The organism is Pseudomonas sp. GL93, assembly GCF_003408955.1.
In the GTDB taxonomy this organism is placed as follows: Bacteria; Pseudomonadota; Gammaproteobacteria; order Pseudomonadales; family Pseudomonadaceae; genus Aquipseudomonas; species Aquipseudomonas paracarnis.
Genome location: NZ_NKRF01000119.1, coordinates 86,931 through 106,237 on the forward strand (window position 1 = coordinate 86,931; position 19,307 = coordinate 106,237).

The following is a 19,307-nucleotide window of genomic DNA, read 5'->3' on the forward strand; positions in this document are numbered from 1 at the left end:
TGAAGAAACCTGCCAGATACCCTTATAGATGGGGTGGATTCTGGGCGTTTCAAGCGGCGCACGGTTGATACAGGTCAGGACAGTCTAGCGTTCAAGCCAGATAAGGGAGGCGAATCGGCCCGTACGCGGGCTGCGGCGATAAGAAAAGAAACGCGGGTCGGTCACAGTGCACAAACCGCCACCATACACAGCGCTAACACCGCGCGCTGCCAGACGCAGGCGCGCCAGCTGGTAGATGTCGGCCATGAATTTGCCGGGGTTGCGGCCGGGAACAAAGGCTTCAGCAGTGGCCGGCAGTTGCTGCATGAATGCTTCACGCACTTCCGGGCCGACCTCGAAGGTTTGTGGGCCAATGGCAGGGCCGAGCCAGACCAGAACGTCTTCGGGTGCGGTATCCAGGCTTTCGAACGCGGCCTCCAGCACGCCGGCCGCCAAACCACGCCAACCGGCATGGGCTGCGGCAACCCGGGGGCCCGCCCGATTACAGAACAGCGCCGGCAGGCAATCGGCTGTCATAGACGTGCAGGCGATACCAGCGGTGCTGGTCCAACTGCCGTCAGCCTCGACAGTAAGGGCCGGATCGGCCTCAACCACGTGAGTACCATGGACTTGGCGCAACCAGGCAGGCTGGATATCGAAGGCGTCACTCAGCCGACGGCGATTTTCAAGGACCGCCTCAAGGCTGTCCTCGACATGATCGCCCAGGTTGAGGCTGTCGAACGGCGCCAGGCTGACGCCGCCCGCACGGGTGGTAACACAGGCTTTTACCCGAGCCGGCGCGGGCCAGTCAGGTATCAGCCAGTCACTCATCCGACAAACGCCTCGCGATCCTGCTTGAGCAGCGACAGCAGCCAGACCAGATCGTCCGGCCGGGGCGATTCCCAGCTCATACGCTTACCGCTCGTCGGATGATCCAGTTCCAGGAAGCGTGCATGCAGTGCCTGGCGCGGGAACGTCTTGAGCGACTCAACCATGGTCTGGCTGGCCGCTGGCGGAATACGGAAGCGGCCACCGTAGGCAGGATCGCCGACCAACGGGAAGTTGATATGCGCCATGTGCACGCGAATCTGGTGGGTACGCCCGGTTTCCAGCTTGACCCGCACATGGGTGTGGGAGCGGAAACGTTCCAGCACACGGTAGTGGCTGACGGCCTGCTTGCCACCTTCCATCACCGCCATACGCTGGCGCTGCTGGCCGTGACGGCCAATGGGTGCGTTGATCTTGCCACCGGCTACAACGACGCCGATCACAATGCACTCATAGATGCGGCTGACGCTGCGGCTCTGCAATTGCGTAACCAGTTGCGTCTGCGCCTGAATGGTCTTGGCTACCACCATAAGGCCGGTGGTGTCCTTGTCCAGACGGTGCACGATGCCGCAGCGCGGCACATTGATGATGTCCGGCACGTGGTGCAACAGGGCATTGAGCAAGGTGCCATCAGCGTGCCCGGCGGCCGGGTGAACCACCAGGCCCGCGGGTTTGTTGATGACCAGGATGTCGTCGTCTTCATAGACGATATCCAGCTCGATGTCCTGGGCAACCCATTCTCCCTGGGCTTCCTGCTCGGCAGTCAGCTCAAGAATCGCACCGCCATGGACTATGTCTCGCGGGCGGATAACCGCTCCATCCACAGTCAGGCGGCCGTCTTTGATCCAGGCGGAAAGGCGCGAGCGCGAGTGCTCAGCGAATAATTGTGCGGCGACTTGATCGAGGCGTTGGCCGCCCAATTCGGACGGCACCTCTGCGCGAAGTTCAATTTTATCGGACATGCTCAGACTAGGCGTGGCGTAGCCTTTGGTTTCGGCTGCGCGCTTGTGGTTAAATACGGCGTCTTTTGCCCCGAGGCTTTCAACGGGGCGCTCATCATAACAGGACGGCCCCGCCCAAGACAGCGGCCGTCATAGGGACGCAAGCCGCCATGCAAGTGAAACACCTGCTGCTGATCGCCATCCTCGCCATGACTGCTGCTTGCTCGTCAACAAAGGACGTCGTCGACGAAAACCTGAGCGAAGTCGAGCTGTACCAGCAAGCTCAGACAGACTTGGACAATAATAGCTTCACCAGCGCCACAGCGAAGCTGAAGGCATTGGAGTCGCGTTACCCGTTCGGCCGCTATGCCGACCAGGCCCAGCTTGAGCTGATCTACGCCAACTACAAGAACGCCGAGCCGGAAGCTGCCAAGTCCGCTGCCGAGCGTTTCATCCGCCTGCACCCGCAGCACCCGAACGTGGACTACGCCTACTACATGAAGGGCCTGACCTCGTTCGACCAGGATGTTGGCCTGCTGGCGCGCTTCCTGCCGCTGGACATGACCAAGCGTGATCCGGGCGCTGCACGCGACTCCTATAACGAGTTCGCCCAGCTGACCAGCCGCTACCCCAACAGCCGCTACGCGCCGGACGCCAAGCAGCGCATGATCTACTTGCGCAACCTGCTGGCTTCGTACGAGATCCACGTGGCCCACTACTACCTGACCCGTCAGGCTTATGTGGCCGCCGCCAACCGTGGCCGCTATGTGGTGGAAAACTTCCAGGAAACCCCGTCCGTGGGTGACGGCCTGGCCGTGATGACCGAGGCTTACCAGCGTCTGCACCTGGACACCCTGGCGACTACCAGCCTGGAAACCCTGAAGCTCAACTACCCTGACCACCCTAGCCTGAAAGACGGCCAGTTCGTGCCTCAGGTTGACGAAGCAGACAACCGTTCGTGGCTGAGCAAGTACACCTTGGGCCTGATCGAGTCCCGTCCACCGCTGCCGCCGGGTGAAACTCGCGCCAACCAGGACGTGATCAAGCAGTACCAGGACGCCAAAGACGCCATTCCTTCGGAGCTCAAGCCGCACGACGAGAACGGCGATGTGATCGAAGAAGAAGAGCCGCAAGCCCTGGGCAACAACCAGGACCGCTCGTGGTTCAGCTACATGACCTTTGGTGTGTTCGACTGATTGTTCGACGCAACGCGAAAGGGAGCTCTGAAGGAGCTCCCTTTTTTATGAGCGAGTATTTATTGCCCTGTGCGCCCGTGTTCACCTTGGCTAAACTGGCGCATTCCTTGTCGAGAAACTGCCCATCATGCTTCGTCTACTGTTCTGGATTGCCGTCATTGCTGCCGCGGTATGGTTCTGGCGCAAATTCAAAAACCCTGCCGCTCGCCAGCAACGGCCTGCCGAGCCGGATGCGGCCCTGATGGTGCGTTGCGCCCACTGTGGCGTGCACCTGCCGCAGGACCGCGCACTGAGTTCACGCCAGGAATGGTACTGCACCCAGGCGCACCTGGAACAAGGGCCAAAGTCTATCCAGCGTTGAGGCGACCTGCGGGGGCGTAAGGCACTGGATCGATGATCGGAACCCGCGCCAGCAGCAAGTCGGTGAACAACTGGCAAGAGGCTGGTGCGAGTACCAGACCATTGCGGTAATGCCCGCAATTGAGCCACAACCCCTTGAACCCAGGGACCTCACCGATAAACGGTATACCTTCGGGTGAGCCAGGCCGCAAACCGGCCCAATGCCCGACCACCTCGGCGTCCGCCAAGGCGGGAATCAGCTCCACCGCAGACGCCTTGAGGCTTTCCAGCGCGGTGTCGGTTGGCGTCTTGTCGAATCCTTCATGCTCCAACGTGCTGCCGATCAGGATGTGCCCATCCCGCCGCGGGATCGCATAACGCCCCTTGGCCAGGACCATGCTGGATAAAAAGTCGGACGCGCATTTGTACAGGATCATTTGGCCTTTGACCGGCTCCACGGGTAGCCCCAGGCCCAGCGTACCCAACAATTGCCCGCTCCAGGCGCCGGCCGCGAGCACCACTTGATCCGCCAAAACCTGGCCCATAGCGGTATTCACACCCACCACCCTGCCGTCGCCGAGCACAAAGCCCGACACATCGCATTGCTCGCGAATCGTCACGTTCGGCAACGCCAGCAGCGCCGCCTTCAGTGATTTGACCAGGCGCGGGTTGCGAACATTGGCCACGTTGGCCATGTAGATCGCCTGGGAGTAGCCGCCCCCCAGCACCGGCACCGCGTCATGGGCCGCCGACACGTCCACCTTGCTTAACGGTCGCCCTTCACGGGCAGCCCAGGCCAGTGCTTGCGCCTCGTCATCCAGGTCGAGCCAATACAAACCCGTGGTATGTACCTCTGGATCGACGCCGGTAGCAGCAAACAGCCGTTGCGCCAGTTGCGGGTAAAAATCCTGGGACCAATGGGCCAAGGCAGTGACCGCCTGGCTATAGCGCCACGGGTACAACGGCGAGACAATCCCACCGCCCGCCCAGGAAGACTCTTGCCCAAGCCCACCGCGCTCCAGCAGTGTGACCGCCTGGCCCTCACTGGCGAGGTTGTACGCCGTCAACAGCCCGATTACTCCGCCGCCGACAATCACCATTTGCTGTTGCTTAGCCATCATTTGATCCAGCCGATAAACAGGGAAAGGCGCGCCCGGCGCCCATTCTTCAAGCACGCTCATCCTTGCCCCCAGCAGACCTTGGGCGACATTTCAGGCCCCGCTCCCGGGTTTCCGCGCATACCCGTGCTGGTCAAGCTGAATGCTGCGCATGCGTCGTTCGCCATGACCGAGTCCGCAGCGGGAGTGGCGAGCAGGTCAAAATCCTGAGGGTTGAGGACGGCACTGATTCTATAATGATCATTACCCGCACTGACGTCGCCTGCATCAATAAAAGTGCCATTCCTCGTATAAGAACGCTCCAGGTGCTGGGCCTGTTCGCTCAACAACGCGACGATCTGCGCCCGATACACCTTCTTCACCTGGCCGAGGTACCCGGGATACGCAATCCCAGCCAGCAACGAGATGATCGCCACGACCATCAGTAGCTCAATCAGGGTAAAACCCTGGCTCTCCTTGCCCATTCGATTGCTCCTTATTGAAGTTGCCGCCATAAGACCCGTCGAAACTTGACGCGGCCGCCCTCCTCCACCCGTGCATAGACCGTCTCCAGCACCGTGCGCGATTGCCCCGCGAGACCGACCGAAGTGACCCGAAAAAGCGTGGCTGGAGAACGGGGCGGCAAGTGAGCCAGCCCTTCACCCTCCCCAAGGGACTGAATGCCATAAAACCCATTCTTCAAGGCAAGCCAGGTGACCGCCGAGACAGGGTTCGTCCCGGCCGCCGTCAAGGAAGACGCTTCAGCAGGCGGCGCACAGCGGATGATCGAGTGACAGACAGGCATCGCCTGGCCAACCCTCTGCACGGCCGACTCTCCCAACCTCAGGCCGCTTTCGGCAGATTGAAACGATTGATTGCGATGCCACAGGCTGCTCGCGACTTTTTGCTGGGAGACCGCAGCCTGTATCGATGACAGTCCCAACTGCGACAGCACCAACAGGAACACCAGACTGATCAGCAGCACCATCCCGGTCTGCTCTACTCGAATGCCACCATGCTTGGTCATTGCACCTACCCCAGCCGATTTCGCAGTGCTGCCACGACACTGTAGGTCTGGTCCTTCACCCGCCCAGCGGGGTCTTGAAGGGTCATGAGGATGCGCACGCTGCGTATCAGCGACTCATCGGCCGGATGGCTGTCATAGCGCACCACAACCGTTGATGCCGAGGTGGCCGCCATGCCGAAGCTGACGTCGAATGCCCGCACGTTATCCATCAATACTGCCCTGGCCGGTGCTGCCGGGGTACTGATCTTCAACTGGCCCGATTCGTAGGTGTAGGTAAGTTGGCGTATGCCAAAGCGAAGCTGGCCAGGTTCGACAACGGGTGGTGTGCCGGCATAAGCCCTGGCCGCCCCCTTGCAGTCGGACAACACTGTCCAGTCCGGCTTGCCGACGCCATCGCCGACATTCGCGGTGACCAACGTGATTGACTTCGCGCCCCCCGCCGCTTCCCAGCTTATCGGCCGATCAAAGGCAGCCGGAGCATTGTCGATAGCGGCCACGGCCAAACAGCCCAGCATGCCTGCCTGGCGAATATCCTGGGTGATCTTGCTCAGCACAAACCGCGCATCATCCTGCAGCACCATGGCGGCCTGCTGGCTGGCATGGGTCAACCGTGAGCTGATCAGTATCTGGCTCGCCCCAAGTATCAGGACCAACCCGATGGCGAGCGCCAGCAACACTTCCACCAGGCTGAAACCTCGCGCAAGGCGCTTCATTGCGATACTCCCTGTTCATTGCTGATGCGGCTGGTCAGGGTGAAGGTTTCCCGCGCCCCTGGACGGTTTGCTGCCCGGGCATCTGCCCAACTGATGCTGATGGTGACCTCGTGCCCATTCACCACCACTGAACCTTTGGCATCCTCGCCGGCAAAACCCATGATATTGGCCTCGAAATCGTGCAGGTCCAGGTCACGTACGCTGGCGGCGGCAGTGTTGGGTGGCGCCAACTCCGCCCTGCCCCATGTGTAATCGGCGCCAGCATTGGTGCGAATGCGGTCGAGCATGTCGTAGGCAATAAAGCTGGCTTGGCTGGTCATCCTGGCGCTGTTGGTGTACTTGAGCGCGTTGAGTTGCAGCACCGCAGCGCCCATCAGGCCGATCGCCAAAATCAACAGCGCTACCAGCACCTCGACCAGCGTCATGCCGGATTGGCGCGAATGCGCAACGCGCAGGAATCGGTTCGGGCAGGCAGGCATTTCCGTCGTCATCCATGTCGAAGGCCGGAGAAAAAAGCAGGCAAGACCTGCTGTGCGATCCAAGACTAGCGCCGGTTTTCGAGCGGCGCTGCTCCCGGAACAAAGGGAAATACTTTGGACATAAAGGCCATCATCCAGCGTCAAGGACCAAGCGCTATACCTAGAAAACCCACTCGTGCCCAAGGAGGGAACGCACATGAAACAACGAGGATTTACCCTGATTGAAATGCTGCTGGGGCTGATCGTCACCAGTTTTCTCGCACAACTGGCCGTACCTGGTTTCAAGGGTTTACTTGAATCACAGCAACGACAAAGCGCGGCCCAATCACTCGCCTCCGGGCTGCGCTACGCACGCACCGAGGCCATCGCGCGCAACCGGGCGGTGGTCATTCATGCAAAGGGCGAGGATTGGAGCCTGGGATGGCGAGTGATACTGGATGTGAGTGGACGCGGCCACCTGGATGACGACAATCCGGTATTGCTGGAGCGCGAGGACAGTGGGCGCGTGCCGGTCGCCGGTAATGGCCCGGTTACGAGCCAGGTACGCTTCAGCAGCTTGGGGGAGCCGGTGTTCGCCGGCGGAGGATTTCGTGCCGGCACGGTGCATGTGTGTGACAAGGACCAGGCACAGAGCCTGTACCAGGTGGTGCTGGCCCCCAGCGGTCGCGTGAGCCTGCGCAGTGATAAGACCGAACAGGCGTTATGCCGAGGCTATTCCAGCACCCTTGCCGTCAGAGCAGCGAGCGGACCCGCAGCTCCTTGGGCATGGAGAACGTGATGTTCTCTTCACGGCCCGCCAGCTCATCGGCGCCGGTGGCACCCCAGGCTTGCAACTGTTGGATCACACCGCGCACCAGTACTTCCGGAGCGGAGGCGCCCGCCGTGATGCCGATACGCTCGACACCATCGAACCAGCTGCGCTGCATGTCCTCGGCGCCGTCGATCAGGTACGCCGGTGTAGCCATGCGCTCGGCCAGCTCGCGCAAGCGGTTGGAGTTGGAACTGTTAGGGCTGCCGACCACCAGCACTACATCGCATTCGTCCGCCAGTTGCTTGACCGCATCCTGGCGGTTTTGCGTGGCATAGCAGATGTCATCCTTGCGGGGGCCGCCAATAGCAGGAAATCGCGTGCGCAGGGCGTCGATGACGCGGCTGGTATCGTCCATGGACAAGGTAGTCTGGGTGACGAAAGCCAGGCGATCAGGATTGTGCACTTGCAAGTTGGCAACGTCCTTTTCGTCTTCCACCAGGTAGATGGCGCCGCCGTTGCTGGCATCGTACTGGCCCATGGTGCCTTCGACTTCCGGGTGACCGGCATGGCCGATCAGGATGCATTCGCGACCGTCGCGGCTATAACGCGCCACTTCAATGTGCACCTTGGTCACCAGCGGGCAGGTGGCATCGAACACTTTAAGGCCACGGCCGGCCGCTTCGGTACGCACGGCCTGGGACACGCCATGGGCACTGAAGATGACGATAACGTCGTCGGGTACCTGGTCGAGTTCTTCGACAAAGATCGCACCGCGTGCGCGCAGGTCTTCGACCACGAACTTGTTATGCACGACTTCGTGGCGCACATAAATCGGCGGCCCGAAGACTTCCAGGGCGCGGTTGACGATTTCGATCGCCCGGTCCACACCAGCGCAGAAGCCACGGGGGTTGGCGAGTTTGATTTGCATGCTGTGCCTCGTGCCTTGCAGGGCAAGAAATTGGACCAACTCAGCTCTATAGAATAAGCCTCTGTGGGAGCGGACTTGCCCACGATGCAAGCGACTCGATGTATCAGGTACACCGAGGTGATGCTATCGCAGGCAAGCCAGCTCCCACACAAGCCAGCCCCACAGGAACCGGTTTCGTCAGTTAGAGCGCTTTAACGTCGATGATTTCAACATCAAACGTCAAGGTTTTACCGGCCAACGGATGGTTGAAATCGATGGTCACTTGCGCATCATCGAAGGCTTTAACCACACCAGGCAATTCGGTATTCGCCGCATCATTGAAGATCACCAGCAAGCCTTCCGACAGGTCCATGCCTTCGAATTGCGAACGTGGAATGATCTGCACGTTTTGCGGGTTGGGTTGGCCGAAGGCGTTTTCCGGCAGGATCTGCAGGTTGCGCTTGTCGCCCGCCTTGAACCCGAACAACGCCGCTTCAAAACCGGGCAGCAGGTTACCGTCGCCAACCTTGAAGGTCGCCGGGGCTTTGTCGAAGGTGCTGTCGACCGTGTCGCCATTTTCCAGGCGCAATGCGAAATGCAAAGTGACTTCCGTGTTCTGGCCGATGCGTTGCTCAGCCAATACCTGATCAGTCATTGACGGTTTCTCCGGTTTTTTTGCTCTTGAACATATCCAGCGCCAGCATGATTGCACCAACGGTGATGGCGCTGTCGGCAAAGTTGAACGCCGGGAAGTAGTGGCGGTTCTGCCAATGCACCAGGATGAAGTCGATCACATGGCCCAGGGCGATGCGGTCATACAGGTTGCCCAGCGCGCCGCCCAATACCAGGGCCAGCGCGATAGCCAGCCAGGTGTCGTCGCGGCCCAGGCGCTTGAGCCACACCACCAGCACGGCACTGACCACCACGGCGATAACAGCGAACAGCCAGCGCTGCCAGCCACCGCCGTCAGCGAGGAAGCTGAAGGCGGCGCCAGTGTTGTAGGCCAGGGTCCAGCTGAAGTAATCCGGGATCACCACGATTTGCTGGAACATTTCCAGGGAGCCCTCGAAGTGAGCCTTGCTGACCTGGTCAATGACCAGCACCAGCAGGCTCAGTACGAGCCAGCCCAGACGTCCGAAACGACTGGCTGCATTAGGCATAGTGGCGAACCTCGCCTTCACCGCTGATGTTATCGACACAACGACCGCAGATTTCCGGGTGCTCAGGGTTCACACCGACATCTTCACGGCAGTGCCAGCAACGGGCGCATTTAGGGAAGGCCGACTTCACCACCTTGAGCTTCAGGCCCGGCACCTCGGTGACCACGGCATCTGCCGGGGCCTGGGCGAAAGGTGCCAGGCTCGCGGTGGAGGTGATCAGCACGAAGCGCAGTTCGTTGCTCAGCTTGGCCAGGTCGGCGGTCAGGCCATCCTCGGCAAACAGGGTGACTTCAGCTTGCAGGTTGCCACCCACGGCCTTGGCCGCACGCTGCACTTCCAGCTCCTTGTTCACCGCAACCTTGACGGCCATGACGCCTGCCCAGTACTCGCGGCCCAGTTCGAAGTCGGCCGGCAGTTCGGTCAGGCCTTCGTACCAAGTGTTGAGCATGACGGACTCGTTACGCTCGCCCGGCAGGTATTCCCACAGCTCGTCGGCGGTGAACGCCAGGATCGGTGCGATCCAGCGCACCAGCGCTTCGCTGATATGGTACAGCGCGGTCTGCGCCGAACGGCGCGCCTTGCTGTTGGCACCGGTGGTGTACTGGCGGTCCTTGATGATGTCGAGGTAGAAACCGCCCAGCTCCTGCACGCAGAAGTTGTGGATCTTGGAGTAAACATTCCAGAAGCGGTATTCGCCGTAGTGCTCTTGCAGCTCACGCTGCAGCAACAGGGTACGGTCCACGGCCCAACGGTCCAGCGCGAGCATGTCTTCAGCCGGCAGCAGGTCGGTGGCCGGGTTGAAACCGGTCAGGTTCGACAACATGAAGCGCGCGGTATTGCGGATACGACGGTAGGCGTCGGCGCTGCGCTGCAGGATCTGCTCCGAAACAGCCATCTCACCCGAATAGTCAGTCGAGGCCACCCACAGACGCATGATGTCGGCGCCCAGGGTGTCATTGACCTTTTGCGGCGCAATCACGTTGCCCAGGGATTTGGACATCTTGCGGCCGTTCTCGTCGACGGTGAAACCGTGGGTCAGCAGTTCGCGGTACGGTGCGTGGTCGTCGATGGCGCAACCGGTCAGCAGCGACGAGTGGAACCAGCCACGGTGTTGGTCCGAGCCTTCCAGATACAGGTCGGCGCGCGGACCGGTCTCGTGGCCCATCGGGTGCGAGCCACGCAGCACATGCCAGTGGGTGGTGCCCGAATCGAACCACACGTCGAGGGTGTCGCTGATCTTGTCGTACAGCGGCGCTTCGTCGCCCAGCAGCTCGGCGGCGTCCAGCTTGAACCAGGCTTCGATACCTTCCTGTTCGACGCGCTGGGCCACAAGCTCCATCAGCTCGACGGTGCGCGGGTGCAGCTCGCCGCTTTCCTTGTTCAGGAAGAACGGAATCGGCACGCCCCAGTTACGTTGGCGGGAGATGCACCAGTCCGGACGATTGGCGATCATCGAATGCAGGCGCGCCTGGCCCCAGGCCGGGACGAACGTGGTGTCTTCGATGGCCTTGATCGCGCGGTTACGCAGGGTATCGCCGCTGGTCGGCTCTTTGTCCATGCCGATAAACCACTGCGCAGTGGCGCGGTAGATCAGCGGGGTCTTGTGGCGCCAGCAGTGCATGTAGCTGTGCTTGATGGTTTCGGTGTGCAACAGCGCGCCGACTTCCGAGAGCTTATCGATGATCGGCTGGTTGGCCTTGAAGATGAACTGGCCGCCGAAGAACTCCAGGGACGGCGCGTACACGCCGTTGCTTTGCACCGGGTTCAGGATGTCGTCGTTGACCATGCCATAGGCTTTGCAGGTCACGAAGTCGTCTACGCCATAGGCAGGCGCAGAGTGAACGATGCCAGTGCCGGCGCCCAGCTCCACGTAGTCAGCCAGGTACACCGGCGACAGACGGTCATAGAAGGGGTGACGGAAGTTGATCAGCTCCAGCGCGGAACCGGTGGTGGTGGCGATCACCGAACCTTGCAGTTCGTAACGCGCCAGGCACGACTCGACCATTTCCTCAGCCAGCACCAGCAGGCGATCACCAACGTCTACCAGGGCGTAGGTGAACTCCGGGTGCACGTTCAGCGCCTGGTTGGCCGGGATGGTCCACGGGGTGGTGGTCCAGATCACGATGGCGGCCGGCTTGGCCAGGCTTGCCAGGCCGAAAGCCTCGGCCAGCTTGGCGTCGTCGGCGATCGGGAAGGCCACGTCGATGGTCGAGGACTTCTTGTCTTCGTATTCCACTTCCGCCTCGGCCAGGGCCGAGCCGCAGTCGAAGCACCAGTTCACGGGCTTGAGGCCCTTGAACACGAAACCGCCCTTGACGATTTCGGCCAAGGCGCGGATTTCACCGGCTTCGTTCTTGAAGTTCATGGTTTTGTAGGGGTTGTCCCACTCGCCCAGTACACCCAGGCGAATGAATTCGGACTTCTGCCCTTCGATCTGTTCGGCGGCGTAGGCACGGCACAGTTCGCGGGTCTTGTCCGCGCCCAGGTTCTTGCCGTAGGTCACTTCGACTTTGTGTTCGATCGGCAGGCCGTGGCAGTCCCAACCCGGGACATACGGCGCGTCAAAGCCCGACAGGGTCTTCGAACGCAGGATCATGTCCTTGAGAATCTTGTTCAGCGCATGACCGATGTGAATCGTGCCGTTGGCATAAGGAGGGCCGTCGTGCAGGACGAATTTCGGACGATCCTTGCCAATTTCGCGCAACTTTCCGTACAGGCCAATACTGTCCCAGCGCTGCAGAATCTGCGGTTCGCGCTGTGGCAGGCCGGCCTTCATTGGGAAGGCGGTGTCCGGAAGGTTTAGCGTGGCTTTATAGTCGGTCATTTAAGGCTCTTCGGTTAGCGATGGGCGCTAGGTGCGGCTAGTGCACGGGCGGCGGCGACATCCGCATTGATCGCCGTTTTCAACGCCTCCAGGGAGGCGAAACGCTGCTCTTCACGCAGCTTCTGGTGGAAAACCACCGTCAAACGCCGGTCGTATAAATCACCGGCAAAATCCAAAAGGTGAACTTCCAGGTGGGCCTTGCCATCACCTGCAACCGTGGGCCTGACGCCTATATTGGCGACTCCTGGCCACGATCGGCCGTCTATGTCGACGCTGACCAGGTATACCCCGGTCAGCGGCACACGACGGCGCTTGAGCTGCACGTTGGCGGTTGGCGTGCCCAATTGGCGCGCCAGCTTCTGGCCGTGCAGTACCCGCCCGGCAATGCGGAACGGGCGACCGAGCAAACGCTCGGCCAGGTCGAAGTCGGCGGCGGCCAGGGCGTTACGCACCTGGGTGCTGCTCACGCGCAGGCCGTCCAGTTCGACGGTTTGCGCGGCTTCGACAGTGAAACCCTGATTGACGCCGGCATGTTGCAGGAAATCGAAATCCCCGACCCGGTCACAACCGAAATGAAAGTCGTCGCCGACCTCCAGGTGTTGCACACCCAGGCCGTCCACCAGGATGCGGTCGACGAACTCGGCGGCGCTGAGGCTGCGCAAACGCTGGTTGAATGCCAGGCAGAGGACACGGTCCACGCCCTCCTCCGCCAACAGCTGCAGCTTGTCCCGCAAGCGCGCCAAGCGGGCCGGCGCCGTTTCCGGGGTAAAGAACTCCCGAGGTTGTGGCTCAAAAATCACCACGCAGCTGGGCACGCCCAACTCGACCGCACGCTCGCGCAGCCGAGCCAGGATAGCCTGGTGGCCACGGTGAACACCGTCAAAGTTGCCAATAGTGGCGACGCAGCCCCGATGCTCGGGGCGCAGGTTGTGGAGACCTCGAACCAGCTGCATAACGCGCTTCTTGCTCATAAAGTGGTCGATTATAACCATACCCAGCCGTGGACGACAGGCAACAGCGCAGGCCAAATGGGTCGAATCGATAAAACAACCGTTTTATCGCGGCAAACTCGCTACCCCAGCGACTTGCGATTGAAATCGCGCAGGCGAAAACCCTGCAACAGCAACATCCCGAAGTACACCACCACGCCCGCTATCACCAACACACCCAGGCGCATGAAGCGATCCAGCATATTGCCTTGGTCCCAGGCCGGCATGAGGTGCATCAGGGCAAAGAGCACAACCGACATCGCGGCGACCGCCACCAGCAGCTTGAGCGCAAACACGCCCCAGCCTGGCTGTGGTTGGTACATCTGCTGTTTACGCAATTGGTAAAACAGCAGGCCTGCGTTTATGCACGCACCCGCGCTGATCGCCAAGGCCAGGCCGGCGTGGGCCAGCGGGCCGATAAACACCAGGTTGAGCAATTGCGTAACGACCAGGGTGAAAATCGCGATTTTCACCGGGGTACGGATGTTTTGCTGGGCGTAGAAGCCGGGCGCCAGCACTTTGATCACGATAATGCCGAGCAGGCCGACGGAGTAGGCGACCAGCGCATGCTGGGTCATCAAGGCGTCATGGGCGTCGAACTGCCCGTATTGAAACAGCGAGACCGTCAACGGTTCGGCGAGGATGCCCAGGGCCAAGGCGCACGGCAACACCAGCAGGAAGCACAGGCGCAGGCCCCAATCGAGGATACGTGAGTATTCCTGGCGATCCTTGCTGGCGTAGGTACGCGCCAGGGTCGGCAGCAGGATCGTGCCCAACGCCACGCCCAGCACACCGGATGGCAATTCCATCAGGCGGTCGGCGTAGTACATCCACGACACCGAGCCGGACACCAGCAACGAGGCGAACGCGGTGTTGATGATCAGAGAGATCTGACTGACCGACACCCCGAGGATCGCCGGCAGCATGTTGCGCATGACGCGCCAGACGCCGGTGTCCTTGAGGTTCAGCCGGGGCAGCACGAGCATGCCGATTTTTTTCAGGTGTGGCAGCTGGTACAGCAACTGTGCCAGGCCACCGGCCAGCACCGCCCAGCCCAGGGCCATGACGGGCGGGTCGAAGTACGGTGTGAGGAACAGCGCAAAAATAATCATGCTGACGTTCAGCAAGGTCGGCACGAAGGCCGGCACCGAGAAACGGTTCCATGTATTGAGGATCGCGCCGGCCAGGGACGACAGGGAGATCAGCAATATATAAGGAAAGGTCACGCGCAGCAGATCAGTGGTCAGCGCGAACTTTTCCGGCGTATTGGCAAAACCGGGCGCCGTGGCCCAGATCACCCAGGGCGCGGCGAGCATCCCGACGATGGTTACCAGCATCAGCACCAGCGTCAGCAAACCCGAGACGTAGGCGATGAACGTACGAGTTGCCTCCTCGCCATGCTGGGTCTTGTATTCGGCCAGAATCGGCACGAACGCCTGGGAAAACGCGCCTTCGGCGAAGATTCGCCGCAACAGGTTGGGCAGTTTAAAGGCAATAAAGAACGCATCCGTGGCCATGCTGGCGCCAAAGATGCGGGCCAGCAGGGTGTCACGCACAAACCCCAATACCCGGGAGATCATCGTGATAGAGCTGACCGCAGCCAACGATTTGAGCAGATTCATTGAAAGAGTTTGCGCCTATAGATAAAGAGCAGGCGAACTACGCGCCCACTTATGCGATACTGCGCGCCTGCAACAGCACAGAGCCAAAGCTCGCGAGTTTACAGGTCAAGCGCCGGAAATAAATCACCCGCCTCTTCAGATCGACCACTCAGCAGTTCGCATCAGCCGCCCTTGACAACCCGTCAAGTCATCGGCATGATTCGCGGCCTATTTTGTTTGCTATTTCCTAAAAAGTCTTTCGAGGAGCTCGACGGTGGCCAACACACCTTCCGCCAAAAAACGTGCAAAACAGGCTGAGAAGCGTCGCAGCCACAACGCCAGCCTGCGTTCCATGGTTCGCACCTACATCAAGAATGTAGTCAAAGCCATCGACACCAAAGACGCTGAAAAAGCTCAAGCAGCTTACGTTCTGGCTGTGCCTGTTATCGACCGTATGGCCGATAAAGGCATCATCCACAAGAACAAGGCCGCTCGCCATAAGAGCCGCCTGAATGGCCACATCAAGGCTCTGAGCGTTCCTGCTGCAGCCTAAGTGGTAACAACTGCCACGTAGCCCAGGTTGCGTAACAGTTAAGAAATGCCCCGTACCGAAAGGTCCGGGGCATTTTTGTTTGCCCCTGAAAACTGTAGGAGCGAGCTTGCTCGCGAAGATCGTTAACGATGACGCGGGAAGCCTGGCGCCCAGCGGGGCTCTCAGGTTTTTCGCGAGCAAGCTCGCTCCTACGGACTATTCGGTTTTCCGAACACGCCCCTCTACCCTATTCGGTTTGCCGGACTATCAACCGAGAATATTGCCGAAACAAAAACTTAATTTTCATATAAATCATGTAGTTATCCTTTTGTTTTCGGTATGGCACGACTCATGCTCTACACTCTTCAACGATTGCCTGCGGCGCCTTAGGAGCCGTCACGGGCAGTCGCTGTACAAGAGAGCCGTTCAGCTGGCTTCATAAAAAAAACAAATGTCGAGGAAGTATTGATGCGCATCGTTCCCCATATCCTGGGCGCAGCTATCGCTGCTGCTCTGATCAGCACTCCAGTTTTTGCCGCCGAACTCACCGGCACACTGAAGAAAATCAACGACTCCGGCACCATCACTCTCGCTCACCGCGACAGCTCCATTCCGTTTTCCTACATCGCGGATGGTTCGGGCAAACCCGTGGGCTACTCCCACGACATCCAGTTGGCCGTTGTCGAGCAACTGAAAAAAGACCTGAACAAACCCGACCTCAAAGCCAAGTACAACCTGGTGACCTCGCAAACCCGTATCCCGTTGATCCAGAACGGCACCGCGGATCTGGAGTGCGGCTCCACCACCAACAACACCGAACGCGCCCAGCAAGTTGATTTCACCGTCAACATCTTCGAAATCGGCACCCGCCTGCTCGTCAAGAAAGACAAGGAAGGCAAGCCGTCCTACGCTGACTTTGCCGACCTGAAAGGCAAAAACGTCGTGACCACCGCCGGCACCACGTCCGAGCGCATCATCAAGGCGATGAACGCCGACAAGCAGATGGGCATGAACGTTATCTCCGCCAAAGACCACGGCGAATCCTTCCAGATGCTCGAAAGCGGCCGCGCCGTTGCATTCATGATGGACGACGCCCTGCTGGCCGGTGAAGAAGCCAAGGCCAAGAAGCCCGATGACTGGGTTATCACCGGCACTCCGCAGTCCTTCGAAGCCTATGCATGCATGGTTCGCAAAGGCGACCCGGACTTCAAGAAAGCCGTGGATGACGCCATTGTTGCCCTGTACAAGTCCGGCGAGATCAACAAGATCTACGCCAAATGGTTCGAAAGCCCGATCCCACCGAAAGGCCTGAACCTGAACTTCCCGATGAGCGACAAGGTCAAGGAGCTGATCGCTAACCCAAGCGACAAACCAGCGCCAGAAGTAAAAATCTGATACCTGACTAAGCTTATGTCCTGAGGGAGCCAACCCTCCCTCAGGCGTCTGTAATTACCTGCTGGTTTTAACTTGGAACACTCGACCTGGCGGTTTTCGAGCCGATCGTGTGTGCCTGGCGTTCAACGTCAGGCGGGAACGGATCTTCCCCAAGCGGGTGCTTGTACATCGATCGATCTCGAGGGGAGACCCTAATGAATTACAACTGGGACTGGGGCGTGTTCTTCAAGTCCACCGGCGTGGGCAGCGAGACTTATCTCGACTGGTACCTCTCCGGGCTGGGCTGGACCATCGCCATCGCTATCGTGGCATGGATTATCGCCTTGCTGCTGGGCTCCATTCTGGGGGTCATGCGCACTGTGCCAAACCGCCTCGTATCGGGCATCGCGACCTGCTACGTGGAACTGTTTCGTAACGTGCCGCTGCTGGTTCAGCTGTTCATCTGGTACTTCCTGGTACCGGACATGCTGCCGCAGAACCTGCAGGACTGGTACAAACAAGACCTGAACCCGACCACCTCGGCCTACCTGAGTGTCGTAGTGTGCCTGGGCCTGTTCACCGCCGCCCGTGTGTGTGAGCAAGTGCGTACCGGTATCCAGGCGCTGCCACGCGGCCAGGAAGCCGCGGCGCGCGCCATGGGCTTCAAGCTGCCGCAGATCTACTGGAACGTGCTGCTGCCCCAGGCTTACCGCATCATCATTCCGCCGCTTACCTCGGAATTCCTCAACGTGTTCAAGAACTCCTCCGTGGCGTCCTTGATCGGCTTGATGGAACTGCTGGCGCAAACCAAACAGACCGCCGAGTTCTCGGCCAACCTGTTTGAAGCCTTCACCCTGGCCACGCTGATCTACTTCACCCTGAACATGAGCCTGATGCTGCTGATGCGCGTGGTCGAGAAGAAAGTCGCAGTGCCCGGCCTGATCTCCGTGGGGGGCAAATAATGGACTTCGATTTCAGCGGCATCATCCCCGCCATTCCAGGCCTGTGGAACGGCATGGTCATGACCTTGAAGCTGATGGTCATGGGCGTGGTCGGCGGCATCATCATCGGGACCCTCCTGGCCCTGATGCGCTTGTCGTCCAACAAACTGCTGTCCCGCGTGGCCGGCGCCTACGTGAACTACTTCCGCTCGATCCCGTTGCTGCTGGTGATCACCTGGTTCTACCTGGCAGTGCCGTTCGTGCTGCGCTGGATAACCGGCGAAGACACCCCGATCGGCGCGTTCACCTCCTGCGTCGTGGCGTTCATGATGTTCGAGGCCGCGTACTTCTGCGAAATCGTACGAGCCGGCGTGCAGTCGATTCCCAAGGGCCAGATGGCGGCGGCACAAGCCATGGGCATGACCTACGGCCAGACCATGCGCCTGATCATCCTGCCCCAGGCGTTCCGCAAGATGACGCCGTTGCTGCTGCAACAGTCGATCATCCTGTTCCAGGACACCTCCCTGGTCTACACCGTGGGCCTGGTGGACTTCCTCAACTCCGCCCGCTCCAACGGCGACATCATCGGCCGCTCCAATGAGTTCCTGATCTTTGCCGGTGTCGTCTACTTCATCATCAGCTTTTCCGCCTCGCTGCTGGTCAAGCGTCTGCAAAAAAGGTTTGCCGTATGATCTCTATCAAGAACATCAACAAGTGGTATGGCGACTTCCAGGTGCTGACCGATTGCAGCACCGAGGTTAAAAAAGGCGAAGTGATCGTGGTGTGCGGGCCGTCCGGCTCGGGCAAATCCACCTTGATCAAGTGCGTGAACGCGCTGGAACCGTTCCAGAAAGGCGACATCGTCGTCGATGGCACCTCCATCGCGGACCCGAAGACCAACCTGCCAAAACTGCGTTCGCGCGTAGGCATGGTGTTCCAACACTTCGAGCTGTTCCCGCACCTGACCATCACCGAAAACCTGACCATCGCGCAGATCAAGGTATTGGGCCGCAGCAAAGAAGAAGCCACCAAGAAGGGCCTGCAACTGCTCGAACGCGTGGGCTTGTCGGCACACGCCCACAAGCACCCTGGCCAGCTCTCCGGCGGCCAGCAACAACGTGTGGCGATTGCCCGCGCCCTGGCCATGGACCCGATCGTCATGCTGTTCGACGAACCGACCTCGGCGCTGGACCCGGAAATGGTCAACGAAGTGCTCGACGTGATGGTGCAACTGGCCCACGAAGGCATGACCATGATGTGTGTGACCCACGAAATGGGCTTTGCGCGCAAAGTGGCCGACCGCGTGATCTTCATGGACGCCGGCAAGATCATCGAAGACTGCCCGAAAGAAGAGTTCTTCGGCGACATCAGCGCACGCTCCGAACGTGCGCAGCACTTCCTCGAGAAAATCCTGCAGCACTAAAAGCAACTCGCTCCTGCCCTGTAGGAGCGAGCTTGCTCGCGAAAGACGAAAACGATAACGCGTGTATCCAGGATTAACGCGCTGCCCTTGAGTTTTTCGCGAGCAAGCTCGCTCCTACAGTTGGCAGGCGAGAAGTAGCTGACCCAAGGCATCTGTGATGAAATGCGACCCCAATCAATATCGCGCCGCGCCGCCATCACTTGCAC

22 protein-coding genes and 1 pseudogene are annotated in these 19,307 nt (G+C 60.0%); 9 read left to right on the forward strand and 14 right to left on the reverse strand.

What is annotated here, in order from left to right; translation table 11 throughout:
• Window positions 1-84 precede the first annotated feature (84 nt).
• Both pgeF and rluD read right to left on the reverse strand, forming a co-directional pair.
• A complete protein-coding gene (pgeF, locus tag CER19_RS25130) occupies window positions 85-810 on the reverse strand; it encodes a peptidoglycan editing factor PgeF (RefSeq protein WP_116668375.1) in 726 nt (241 codons plus the stop codon).
• Window positions 807-1,769: a 23S rRNA pseudouridine(1911/1915/1917) synthase RluD gene (gene rluD, locus CER19_RS25135; RefSeq protein WP_116668376.1), complete on the reverse strand. Its 963-nt coding sequence runs from the start codon at window positions 1,767-1,769 to the stop codon at window positions 807-809. The genes pgeF and rluD overlap by 4 nt, the downstream gene beginning before the upstream one ends.
• A 149-nt stretch (window positions 1,770-1,918) precedes the next feature.
• On the opposite strand from rluD, the gene CER19_RS25140 reads away from it, so the two are divergent.
• Together CER19_RS25140 and CER19_RS25145 are read left to right on the forward strand one after the other, a co-directional pair.
• Window positions 1,919-2,944 carry an outer membrane protein assembly factor BamD gene (locus tag CER19_RS25140; RefSeq protein WP_094774497.1) on the forward strand — a complete coding sequence of 342 codons (1,026 nt, stop codon included), beginning with the start codon at window positions 1,919-1,921 and terminating at the stop codon, window positions 2,942-2,944.
• Between the two features lie 127 nt (window positions 2,945-3,071).
• On the forward strand, window positions 3,072-3,305 hold the full coding sequence (locus CER19_RS25145; protein WP_116668377.1) for a PP0621 family protein: 234 nt from the start codon (window positions 3,072-3,074) through the stop codon (window positions 3,303-3,305).
• Here CER19_RS25145 and thiO read toward each other — a convergent pair.
• From thiO to pilV, 5 genes are read right to left on the reverse strand one after another with little or no spacing between them, the layout of a single operon-like run.
• Complete coding sequence (gene thiO / locus CER19_RS25150) at window positions 3,292-4,401, reverse strand: glycine oxidase ThiO (RefSeq protein WP_116668386.1); 1,110 nt, start codon at window positions 4,399-4,401, stop codon at window positions 3,292-3,294. The two genes, CER19_RS25145 and thiO, sit on opposite strands and share 14 nt — an antisense overlap.
• A gap of 59 nt (window positions 4,402-4,460) precedes the next feature.
• Window positions 4,461-4,865, reverse strand: a complete 405-nt coding sequence (locus CER19_RS25155) for a type IV pilin protein (RefSeq protein ID WP_116668378.1) — start codon at window positions 4,863-4,865, stop codon at window positions 4,461-4,463.
• 11 nt (window positions 4,866-4,876) lie between these two features.
• On the reverse strand, window positions 4,877-5,407 hold the full coding sequence (locus tag CER19_RS25160; protein ID WP_116668379.1) for a PilX N-terminal domain-containing pilus assembly protein: 531 nt from the start codon (window positions 5,405-5,407) through the stop codon (window positions 4,877-4,879).
• A gap of 5 nt (window positions 5,408-5,412) precedes the next feature.
• A complete protein-coding gene (locus tag CER19_RS25165) occupies window positions 5,413-6,120 on the reverse strand; it encodes a PilW family protein (protein ID WP_116668380.1) in 708 nt (235 codons plus the stop codon).
• On the reverse strand, window positions 6,117-6,599 hold the full coding sequence (gene pilV, locus CER19_RS25170; RefSeq protein WP_116668381.1) for a type IV pilus modification protein PilV: 483 nt from the start codon (window positions 6,597-6,599) through the stop codon (window positions 6,117-6,119). Before pilV ends, CER19_RS25165 begins: the two co-directional genes overlap by 4 nt.
• Before the next feature lie 196 nt (window positions 6,600-6,795).
• Here pilV and CER19_RS25175 point away from each other — a divergent pair, with 196 nt between their 5' ends.
• Window positions 6,796-7,377: a GspH/FimT family pseudopilin gene (locus CER19_RS25175; RefSeq protein ID WP_116668382.1), complete on the forward strand. Its 582-nt coding sequence runs from the start codon at window positions 6,796-6,798 to the stop codon at window positions 7,375-7,377.
• Here the strand turns inward: CER19_RS25175 and ispH are convergent.
• From ispH to murJ, 6 genes are all read right to left on the reverse strand, one after another.
• Window positions 7,331-8,278, reverse strand: coding sequence for a 4-hydroxy-3-methylbut-2-enyl diphosphate reductase (gene ispH / locus CER19_RS25180; protein ID WP_003188409.1), 948 nt, complete (start codon window positions 8,276-8,278; stop codon window positions 7,331-7,333). The two genes, CER19_RS25175 and ispH, sit on opposite strands and share 47 nt — an antisense overlap.
• A gap of 181 nt (window positions 8,279-8,459) precedes the next feature.
• Window positions 8,460-8,897: a peptidylprolyl isomerase gene (locus CER19_RS25185; protein ID WP_169855857.1), complete on the reverse strand. Its 438-nt coding sequence runs from the start codon at window positions 8,895-8,897 to the stop codon at window positions 8,460-8,462.
• A gap of 7 nt (window positions 8,898-8,904) precedes the next feature.
• Window positions 8,905-9,417, reverse strand: a complete 513-nt coding sequence (lspA, locus tag CER19_RS25190; protein ID WP_003188406.1) for a signal peptidase II — start codon at window positions 9,415-9,417, stop codon at window positions 8,905-8,907.
• Complete coding sequence (ileS, locus tag CER19_RS25195; RefSeq protein WP_116668383.1) at window positions 9,410-12,241, reverse strand: isoleucine--tRNA ligase; 2,832 nt, start codon at window positions 12,239-12,241, stop codon at window positions 9,410-9,412. Before ileS ends, lspA begins: the two co-directional genes overlap by 8 nt.
• 14 nt (window positions 12,242-12,255) lie before the next feature.
• Window positions 12,256-13,194 (reverse strand): bifunctional riboflavin kinase/FAD synthetase, encoded by a 939-nt coding sequence (ribF, locus tag CER19_RS25200; protein ID WP_165861672.1) that lies wholly within the window; start codon window positions 13,192-13,194, stop codon window positions 12,256-12,258.
• A gap of 119 nt (window positions 13,195-13,313) precedes the next feature.
• Entirely contained in the window at window positions 13,314-14,852 is a 1,539-nt protein-coding gene (gene murJ, locus CER19_RS25205) for a murein biosynthesis integral membrane protein MurJ (RefSeq protein ID WP_116668385.1), read from the reverse strand.
• 253 nt (window positions 14,853-15,105) lie between these two features.
• Between murJ and rpsT the strand changes: the two genes are divergently transcribed.
• The 6 genes and pseudogenes from rpsT (at window position 15,106) to CER19_RS25235 (ending at window position 19,101) form a co-directional block, all read left to right on the forward strand.
• Entirely contained in the window at window positions 15,106-15,384 is a 279-nt protein-coding gene (rpsT, locus tag CER19_RS25210) for a 30S ribosomal protein S20 (protein ID WP_003188401.1), read from the forward strand.
• Window positions 15,385-15,490: 106 nt separating this feature from the next.
• Window positions 15,491-15,592, forward strand: a pseudogene (locus CER19_RS29235) (outer membrane lipoprotein carrier protein LolA); the annotation flags it as partial.
• 239 nt (window positions 15,593-15,831) lie between these two features.
• A complete protein-coding gene (locus CER19_RS25220) occupies window positions 15,832-16,758 on the forward strand; it encodes a glutamate/aspartate ABC transporter substrate-binding protein (protein WP_003188957.1) in 927 nt (308 codons plus the stop codon).
• 194 nt (window positions 16,759-16,952) lie between these two features.
• Window positions 16,953-17,699, forward strand: a complete 747-nt coding sequence (locus CER19_RS25225; RefSeq protein ID WP_056790068.1) for an amino acid ABC transporter permease — start codon at window positions 16,953-16,955, stop codon at window positions 17,697-17,699.
• Window positions 17,699-18,370, forward strand: coding sequence for an amino acid ABC transporter permease (locus tag CER19_RS25230; RefSeq protein ID WP_056790065.1), 672 nt, complete (start codon window positions 17,699-17,701; stop codon window positions 18,368-18,370). Before CER19_RS25225 ends, CER19_RS25230 begins: the two co-directional genes overlap by 1 nt.
• On the forward strand, window positions 18,367-19,101 hold the full coding sequence (locus CER19_RS25235; RefSeq protein WP_007916729.1) for an amino acid ABC transporter ATP-binding protein: 735 nt from the start codon (window positions 18,367-18,369) through the stop codon (window positions 19,099-19,101). Before CER19_RS25230 ends, CER19_RS25235 begins: the two co-directional genes overlap by 4 nt.
• Here CER19_RS25235 and CER19_RS28945 read toward each other — a convergent pair.
• Window positions 19,098-19,307 (reverse strand): hypothetical protein (locus CER19_RS28945; protein WP_218568485.1); only part of this gene is annotated, 210 nt, incomplete at its 5' end. The genes CER19_RS25235 and CER19_RS28945 overlap by 4 nt on opposite strands.

Bases quoted from the DNA above. Each gene is read 5' to 3' on its own strand.
- CER19_RS25225 (WP_056790068.1), top strand. From the start codon at position 16,953: ATGAATTACAACTGGGACTGGGGCGTGTTCTTCAAGTCCACCGGCGTG.
- thiO (WP_116668386.1), bottom strand. From the start codon at position 4,401: ATGGCTAAGCAACAGCAAATGGTGATTGTCGGCGGCGGAGTAATCGGG.
- CER19_RS25235 (WP_007916729.1), top strand. From the start codon at position 18,367: ATGATCTCTATCAAGAACATCAACAAGTGGTATGGCGACTTCCAGGTG.
- ribF (WP_165861672.1), bottom strand. From the start codon at position 13,194: ATGCAGCTGGTTCGAGGTCTCCACAACCTGCGCCCCGAGCATCGGGGC.
- pgeF (WP_116668375.1), bottom strand. From the start codon at position 810: ATGAGTGACTGGCTGATACCTGACTGGCCCGCGCCGGCTCGGGTAAAA.
- CER19_RS25140 (WP_094774497.1), top strand. From the start codon at position 1,919: ATGCAAGTGAAACACCTGCTGCTGATCGCCATCCTCGCCATGACTGCT.
- CER19_RS25230 (WP_056790065.1), top strand. From the start codon at position 17,699: ATGGACTTCGATTTCAGCGGCATCATCCCCGCCATTCCAGGCCTGTGG.
- rluD (WP_116668376.1), bottom strand. From the start codon at position 1,769: ATGTCCGATAAAATTGAACTTCGCGCAGAGGTGCCGTCCGAATTGGGC.
- CER19_RS25145 (WP_116668377.1), top strand. From the start codon at position 3,072: ATGCTTCGTCTACTGTTCTGGATTGCCGTCATTGCTGCCGCGGTATGG.
- CER19_RS25155 (WP_116668378.1), bottom strand. From the start codon at position 4,865: ATGGGCAAGGAGAGCCAGGGTTTTACCCTGATTGAGCTACTGATGGTC.
- murJ (WP_116668385.1), bottom strand. From the start codon at position 14,852: ATGAATCTGCTCAAATCGTTGGCTGCGGTCAGCTCTATCACGATGATC.
- ispH (WP_003188409.1), bottom strand. From the start codon at position 8,278: ATGCAAATCAAACTCGCCAACCCCCGTGGCTTCTGCGCTGGTGTGGAC.
- CER19_RS25160 (WP_116668379.1), bottom strand. From the start codon at position 5,407: ATGACCAAGCATGGTGGCATTCGAGTAGAGCAGACCGGGATGGTGCTG.
- CER19_RS25165 (WP_116668380.1), bottom strand. From the start codon at position 6,120: ATGAAGCGCCTTGCGCGAGGTTTCAGCCTGGTGGAAGTGTTGCTGGCG.
- CER19_RS25175 (WP_116668382.1), top strand. From the start codon at position 6,796: ATGAAACAACGAGGATTTACCCTGATTGAAATGCTGCTGGGGCTGATC.
- CER19_RS25220 (WP_003188957.1), top strand. From the start codon at position 15,832: ATGCGCATCGTTCCCCATATCCTGGGCGCAGCTATCGCTGCTGCTCTG.
- ileS (WP_116668383.1), bottom strand. From the start codon at position 12,241: ATGACCGACTATAAAGCCACGCTAAACCTTCCGGACACCGCCTTCCCA.
- pilV (WP_116668381.1), bottom strand. From the start codon at position 6,599: ATGCCTGCCTGCCCGAACCGATTCCTGCGCGTTGCGCATTCGCGCCAA.
- lspA (WP_003188406.1), bottom strand. From the start codon at position 9,417: ATGCCTAATGCAGCCAGTCGTTTCGGACGTCTGGGCTGGCTCGTACTG.